At 63.3% G+C, this 7,626-nt stretch carries 6 protein-coding genes; all 6 read left to right on the plus strand.

The features are described from left to right. Positions 1 to 178: 178 nt before the first annotated feature. The 6 genes from BST28156_RS34095 to BST28156_RS34120 all read left to right on the plus strand — a co-directional run bounded on the left by BST28156_RS34095 (position 179) and on the right by BST28156_RS34120 (position 7,373). Positions 179 to 922 carry a sulfotransferase family protein gene (locus BST28156_RS34095; RefSeq protein ID WP_174904540.1) on the plus strand — a complete coding sequence of 248 codons (744 nt, stop codon included), beginning with the start codon at positions 179 to 181 and terminating at the stop codon, positions 920 to 922. A gap of 68 nt (positions 923 to 990) precedes the next feature. Further along, complete coding sequence (locus BST28156_RS34100; protein ID WP_174904541.1) at positions 991 to 2,475, plus strand: class I SAM-dependent methyltransferase; 1,485 nt, start codon at positions 991 to 993, stop codon at positions 2,473 to 2,475. A gap of 223 nt (positions 2,476 to 2,698) precedes the next feature. Continuing rightward, positions 2,699 to 3,493 carry a glycosyltransferase family 2 protein gene (locus BST28156_RS34105; protein ID WP_437341312.1) on the plus strand — a complete coding sequence of 265 codons (795 nt, stop codon included), beginning with the start codon at positions 2,699 to 2,701 and terminating at the stop codon, positions 3,491 to 3,493. Beyond that, positions 3,490 to 4,455, plus strand: a complete 966-nt coding sequence (locus BST28156_RS34110; protein WP_174904542.1) for a UDP-glucose 4-epimerase family protein — start codon at positions 3,490 to 3,492, stop codon at positions 4,453 to 4,455. Before BST28156_RS34105 ends, BST28156_RS34110 begins: the two co-directional genes overlap by 4 nt. 5 nt (positions 4,456 to 4,460) lie before the next feature. Then, positions 4,461 to 5,477, plus strand: a complete 1,017-nt coding sequence (locus tag BST28156_RS34115) for an MraY family glycosyltransferase (RefSeq protein ID WP_254596498.1) — start codon at positions 4,461 to 4,463, stop codon at positions 5,475 to 5,477. Positions 5,478 to 5,489: 12 nt separating this feature from the next. After that, entirely contained in the window at positions 5,490 to 7,373 is a 1,884-nt protein-coding gene (locus BST28156_RS34120; protein WP_174904544.1) for a polysaccharide biosynthesis protein, read from the plus strand. Positions 7,374 to 7,626: the final 253 nt, after the last annotated feature.

Below are 7,626 nucleotides of genomic sequence, written 5' to 3' on the forward strand. Positions count from 1 at the left end.
TAGCGAAACAACGATGAGGTTAACAGAGCGTGCAGCGGGTTAACAGCCCTCGTAACTCTTTTTGTTAGAGCTTTTTACTGGCTTGTCCGCGCGTGTCGTCTACGTCGTCGCTGTTCGCAATCCGAAAAGTGTCAGTGGGTCGCTTGAAAGGCGGGACCAGTTTCCGACCGAGAAATCGTTGCTGCTGTGGTTGATCCATACCGTCGCCTCACTGGAAGAAACGCGAGGCTTGCCACGGGCGATAGTCGATTACGACCGCTTGATGGAGCATGCGCACGAGGAACTGGCGCGCGTGTCCGCACGTCTGGGGTTGCCGCTCGACGCGCGGCGGGTGATCGCATTCCAGGACGAGTTTCTGGACGGACGGCTGCGACACAATCGTTTTGTGATGGACGACCTTGGTGCCACGAGTTTGACGGAACAGCTTGCCAAAGCGCTTTTTTGTGCGCTCGTGTCCGCACACGTGTTCGATGCCGAACGATTCGAACGCGAGGTGGAGCCGGCCATTGTGGCGGCGCGCAGATACCTCGACGGTATTGCACCGATCCTGGAACTCGAGTCGCAACTTGAGCAAACGATATCGCATCTGCAGCGAGAGATTGCTGCCGGTAGAGAGACAATAGCGGCGCAGCAACGGGATATCGAAATGCAGGCGAGTTCGATCTGCGACTGGCAGACGCGTGCTCAATCGGCGTCCGAGGTCGCGGAGACCTTGCGTGCCGAGAGTCATGCGCTGAAGAGCGAACTGGAGTCCCTGATCGCGGCGAACCGGTCGCGCGACGAAGCGATAGCGGGGATGAGTGCGCAGCGTGCCGCGCTGGAACGCGCAGAGAATACGATCGAGCAAATGCTGCAGTCGACATCGTGGCGTATTACCGGTCCACTGCGCACGATCCGCAAATATATGTTGCCTCGCAGATGACATGATCCGCAGCGTTACTGGACGGATAACAGGATGTACGGCGCACGTTTTACATTCAGGAGGCATGGGTGATACGCGGACTATGCGAATCGGGGCGCAGGGTTTGGGCGGCCGAGGCGGGTAAGTCGTTCGACGGGACGCCCACCGGCCGCGTGATTTTTTCATTCGTCGTCGATGCAGATCCGAAGTTCGCTTATCAGGGATACCATCTTGCGCGATCTCTGATCGAATATAGCGTTGACGCCGCCGAGGACGTTCACGTGCAGTTCACGGCGGAAGTTCCGGTCGGAACGCGCGCGTTGTTTACGGAACTCGGTTGCTCGCAGCATCGGATCGAGCGCTTTGGCGACGGGCGATATTGCAACAAGATCGCACAACTCGAGAATCTGCATGCGCTCGAGTTCGATGCTGTCGTGCTGCTCGACACCGACATGATCGCGCTCGGAGATATTCGCCCGTTCCTGAGTGATTCCCACCTCGTTGCCAAGCCTGTGGACCTGCCTAATCCGTCGACAGCCGTGCTGGAAGAAATTGCACGGCTGGCCGGCATGGCATCGTTGCCGGCCACTGTGCAAGTCGATGCATCGGCGGACTTCACGCTCGCGGGAAACTTCAACGGTGGCTTTTACGGGATTCCGCGCCACCTTTGTCGTCGCGTCGACGACGCGTGGCGGCATTGGGCGACGTGGCTGATCGATCATATCGAGCCGCTGCGCAAGATAGGCAAGGAGGTTCATGTCGATCAGGTTTCCATGTGGATGGCGTTGAATGTGGCTGGCATTCCCTATCGCGCCGCCGCATCCAACGTGAACTACTACGTTCATTTCAACGGCGCGCACAACTATCTGGATCCGGCGAGTGACATCGTGCTGTTGCACTACCACGACGTGAGTCTGAACGTGCTCGGCAAGCTTGAGCCGCCGGCGGTACTCGATCCGCGCGAGCGCAGAGCCGTCGAGCAGGCCAATCGACAGATCAGTCGAGGATTCGAGAACTCGCTGTTCTGGAATCTGCGATACAGCCGTTTTCCTGAACGAGGATCAGGCGTGGGGTCGCGTGGCGAAAACCTGTTGTACAAGCGCAAATTGCTGATAGAGCAGGGTGTCGAAGAGTCGGCGAGCGTGCTCGATGTCGGTTGTGGCGACCTGGAGGTTGTCAAGCCACTGAAGTTGAGGAATTATCTGGGGCTGGATACCTCGCACCTCGCGATCGAGACAGCACGGGGCCTGCGGCCCGACTGGATGTTCGCGCATGTCGATCACTGTCGTCGGGATGCATTGCCGTTTCGCCGGGAAATGGTGTTGTGTTTCGAGGTGTTGATCCATCAGCGCAGCGAGGCAGAGTATCGAGAACTGATCAGATTTCTGGCCGATTGTACCGATCGGACCTTGATCGTTTCGGGATATGCCGGAGATTATGAAGGCCGCGCCGAAAATTCGATGGTCTATTTCTACGAGCCGCTCGATGAATCACTTCGCAAGACGGGAAAGTTCGAGTCGGTACGCCGCATCGGTTCGCATACGGATGTCGCAATATTCCGTTGCGACGTCTAGCCGGCGTGGTCTCGCCGCACGCTGGATCGATCGGACGGTGGCGCGCGGCCCGGCTCGACCTCGAATGTGAAATCTAGCAAGCTCGGTTGCGCGAGCGGACGACTGTGGCACACTTGGCTGCGTTTCGTCCCTTCATCTACCTCGGCAGAACGTGGCATCTCCTCTCGGTAAGTCCTTTTCGCCCTCGTCCGCGACGGGGAGCAACGCATTGTCGGTTTCCGTCGTGACCTTTCGCTCCGACGAGGCCATGCTCACGCAGACGTTTTCGAGCCTGATCGCCGCTGTCGAGAGGCTGCAGGCGTCGCGCCCCGGATTTTCCGCGAGCGTTTGCCTCGTCGACAACGGTGGCGATGCAACGAAACTGGCGTCTGCGAGAGAGGTCTTCTCGAACTCGGGGATCGACTGCAAGGTGCTGACCGGTCACGGTAACATCGGATATGCGCAAGGTCACAATCTCGCGATCCGGGAAGCGGAGAGTGACTATCACCTCGTCCTCAATCCCGATATCGACATGGTGCCCGACGCGCTCGAGCAAGGGCTCGATTTTCTCGACGCGCAGCGCGACGCCGGTTTACTGACTCCGCAGATAGGCGATGACGGTGGCCGTATCCAGTATCTTTGCCGGCGTTACCCTGCGCTGTTCGACCTGCTTGTCCGCGGCTTCCTGCCGGCTCGCATCCGGCAATGGTTCGCCGGCCGCCTCGCGCGCTACGAAATGCGCGACGTCATCAACGACCACGACATCGTCTGGGATCCCCCCATCGTTAGCGGCTGCTTCATGCTGTTCCGCACCGACGTCCTGAAGCGACTCGGCGGTTTCGATCCACGCTACTTCCTCTACTTCGAAGACTACGACCTCAGCCTGCGCACGCACGATGTCGCCCGCGTAGCCTACGTCCCCGCCGTCCGCGTGATTCACCACGGCGGCGGCGCGTCCCGCAAGGGCTTCGCTCACATCCGCATGTTCGCCGCGTCGGCGTTCAAGTTCTACAACCGCTTCGGCTGGAGGCTGTGGTGAGCCATCTCGTCGTCACCGGCGCGAACGGCTTCGTCGGCCGCGCGGTATGTCGGCGCGCGCTGGCGGCAGGGCACACCGTGGCCGCGCTCGTGCGGCGGCCTGGGGAATGCGTCGAAGGCGTGCGCGAATGGGTGCACGCCGAGGTCGACTTCGACGGCCTCGACGCTGCGTGGCCGACCGACCTGGCCGCCGACTGCGTGATCCATCTCGCCGCGCGCGTGCATGTGATGCGCGACGAGTCGCCCGATCCCGATGCCGCCTTCGACGCGACCAATGTCGCCGGCACGCTGCGTCTCGCCGAAGCCGCGCGCAACCACGGCGTGGGCCGAATCGTGTTCGCGAGCAGCATCAAGGCGGTGGGCGAGGGCGACGGTGGAATACCGCTGTCGGAACACGCGTCGCCCGATCCGCAGGACGCTTACGGCCGCTCGAAGCTGCGCGCGGAGCGGCAGCTCGCGGACTTCGGCAAGGCAGTGGGACTCGATGTCGTCATCGTGCGGCCGCCGCTCGTCTATGGTCCGACCGTCCGCGCGAACTTCCTGCGCATGATGGATGCGATCGCGCGCGGCACGCCGCTGCCGCTCGGCGCCGTTGGCGCCCGGCGCAGCATCGTCTACGTCGAGAATCTCGCCGATGCGCTGCTGCAGTGCGCAATCAACCCGTACGCTGCCGGCGAATGCTTTCACGTCGCCGACGACGATGCGCCGTCGGTCACCGAACTGCTGCGGATGGTCGGCGATGCGCTCGGCAAGCCCGCGCGCCTGGTCGGCGTGCCGCCGGCCGCGCTGCGGGTGCTCGGCAGGCTGGCCGGCCGTCGCGCGGCCATCGATCGCCTGACGGGCAGCCTGCAACTAGACACTGGCCGGATCTGCCGCGTGCTGGGCTGGCATCCGCCTTATACGACTCGACAGGGCCTCGAAGCGACCGCCGCATGGTATCGTTCGCGCGATACACAAAAATAGCGAACATGCATCTCCCGATACCCACGTGGCTTGCTGCCGTCATGGTGGCCGTGGCTGCCGGCATCGCGTCGACGGCCATCCTGCGCGTACTGCTCGCGACCGGCCTCGCATGGCGCCTCGCCACCGATATTCCGAACGATCGTTCACTCCATACGCTGCCGACACCCCGCGTCGGGGGCTGGGGCATCGTACCGGTATGCGTCGTCGCGCTGCTGGCGCTTGCGCCGCGCCTCTGGCTGATTGCCGCGGCCGCGGCCGGACTCGCCGCGATATCCCAGATCGACGACCGCCGCGGGCTGCCGGCCCGCGTACGCTTCTCCGCACACCTCGCGGCAGTCGTTGCGCTGATCGTCGTCTATCCCGCCGATGCGCCGTGGTGGCTGCTCGCGGGCGTGGGGTTCGTGATGGTCTGGCTAACCAACCTGTATAACTTCATGGACGGCGCCGACGGGCTTGCAGGCGGCATGGCGTTGTTCGGCTTCGGCGGCTACGCGGTCGCAGCCCTGTGCACCGCGAATCCGTCGCCGGATCTCATCGTGGCCGGCTCGGCAGTCGCCGGCGCCGCACTCGGCTTTCTCCTGCTGAATTTCCATCCGGCGCGGCTGTTTCTTGGCGATGCAGGCTCGATTCCGCTGGGTTTTCTGGCCGGCGCCCTCGGCTACTGGGGCTGGCGCACCGACGTCTGGCCGATCTGGTTTCCGGCATTGGTGTTCGCGCCCTTTATCGCCGACGCATCTGTAACACTTTTGAGACGTCTGTTACGCGGAGAAAAGTTCTGGCAGGCGCACCGGGAGCACTATTATCAAAGGATGGTCCGATCGGGCGTAGGCCACGGTCGTACCGCTCTGTATTGGTACCTCATCATGCTCATGGGCGTTGCTGTCGCCCTATGGGCGAAGGGCCGTCCGGAACCGCAGCAGTGGCTGTCGTTCTTCGTATGGTATGGCGTACTGGCATTGCTCGGATTGTCGATCGACATGCGCTGGCGCCGGTTTCAGTCGGCCGCTGAAAACAACTCTTGAGGTTTCCCGCCGATGTTGCGATCCAAAGCCTCGTGGCTGTCGCTAAGTGCTTTCCTGTTTGACCTGCTGGCGGTTATCGCCGCGTGGCTGTTCGCGTATCTCGTTCGTTTCAACGGCAGCATTCCGCCTGATTTCCTCGGCGGCGCGCTGACGGCGCTCGTCTGGGTGCTGCCGGTCTACGCGCTGATGTTCCACGTATTCGGCCTGTACCGCGGCCTGTGGGTATTCGCGAGCCTGCCCGACCTGATGCGCATCTCGAAAGCGCTGATCGGCGGCGGCGTGATCGTGATGGTCGGCGCGGTGATGTTCCAGCCGTCGCCGATCATTCCGCGCTCGGTGCTGCTCGTGTCGCCGCTGATGCTATTCCTCGCGATGGGCGGCGCGCGTGCGCTGTACCGCGCGATGAAGGAGTTCTACCTGTACGGCGGTCTCGTCGGGCAGGGCAAGCCCGTGCTCGTGCTGGGCGCCGGCACCGCCGGCGCGAACCTCGCGCGCGAACTGTCGCGTTCCGGCGAATGGCGCCTCGTCGGCCTGCTCGACGACGACGTGACCAAGCAGGGGCGTGAAATCTACGGCTACAAGGTGCTCGGCTCGTTCAACGACCTGAAGCACTGGACCGACGCGATGAAGGTCGAGTACGCGATCATCGCGATTCCGTCGGCGTCCGTCGAGACGCAGCGCCGCGTCGCGACGCTGTGCGTGCGGGCCGGCATCAAGGCGATGGTGCTGCCGTCGCTGACCGCGCTGATGCCGGGGCAGGGGTTCCTGTCGCAGGTACGGAACATCGATCTCGAGGATCTGCTCGGCCGCGATGCGGTCACGATCGACACGCCGCACGTCGAGGCGCTGCTGCGCGGCCGCGTCGTGATGGTGACGGGCGCAGGCGGCTCGATCGGTTCCGAGCTGTGCCGGCAGATCCTGCGTTTCGCGCCGGCGCAGCTGGTTGCGTTCGACCTGTCCGAATACGCGATGTACCGGCTTGCCGAGGAACTGCGCGAGCGTTTCCCCGATCAGCCCGTCGTGCCGATCATCGGCGACGCGAAGGATTCGCTGCTGCTCGACCAGGTGATGTCGCGTTATGCGCCGCACATCGTGTTCCATGCGGCCGCCTACAAGCACGTGCCGCTGATGGAGGAGCACAACGCATGGCAGGCGTTGCGCAACAACGTGCTGGGAACCTACCGCGTCGCACGCGCGGCGATCCGCCACGACGTGCGCCATTTCGTGCTGATCTCGACCGACAAGGCCGTCAATCCGACCAACGTGATGGGCGCGAGCAAGCGTCTCGCGGAGATGGCCTGCCAGGCGCTGCAGCAGACGAGCGGCGGCACGCAGTTCGAGACCGTGCGCTTCGGCAACGTGCTCGGCAGCGCGGGTAGCGTGATCCCGAAGTTCCAGCAGCAGATCGCGAAGGGCGGCCCGGTGACGGTCACGCACCCCGAGATCACGCGCTTCTTCATGACGATCCCGGAGGCGTCGCAGCTCGTGCTGCAGGCATCGAGCATGGGGCGCGGCGGCGAGATCTTCATTCTCGACATGGGCGAGCCGGTCAAGATCGTCGATCTGGCGCGCGACCTGATCCGGCTGTACGGCTTCTCGGAAGGGCAGATCCGGATCGAGTTCACGGGGCTGCGTCCGGGCGAGAAGCTGTACGAGGAACTGCTCGCGGACGACGAGACGACGACGCGCACGCCGCATCCGAAGCTGCGGATCGCCCGCGCGCGGGAAGTGCCGGACAATCTGCTCGACGAGTTGTTGCCGTGGCTGATGCAGCATCGTGTGCTGAGCGACGACGAAGTCCGGCGCGACCTGCGGCGCTGGGTGCCGGAATACCAGTCGGCCGTCGCGCCGGTGCTGCAGAGCGTGCCGACGGTGCGCGCGGTGTCGAACGAATAGCGGCTGTTGCGCCTGTAGCGCGTCTCAAGTTCCGGCCTGGAGGAGTAAGGCCGAACTTAAAGTGTCTCGATTCAGGAGACTGTATTCGTCGCCTTCTCAGATCGAACGTCAGTGTGGTGTTGGGCAGCGGGGCAGTCTTGCAGGACTAGCCCGCTGCCTGGTCTTACTCCACCGTTACCGACTTCGCGAGGTTGCGCGGCTTGTCGACATCGGTGCCGCGCGCGCATGCCGTGTGATACGCGAGCAGCTGCAG

The organism is Burkholderia pseudomultivorans (assembly GCF_902499075.1).
Lineage (GTDB): Bacteria > Pseudomonadota > Gammaproteobacteria > Burkholderiales > Burkholderiaceae > Burkholderia > Burkholderia pseudomultivorans.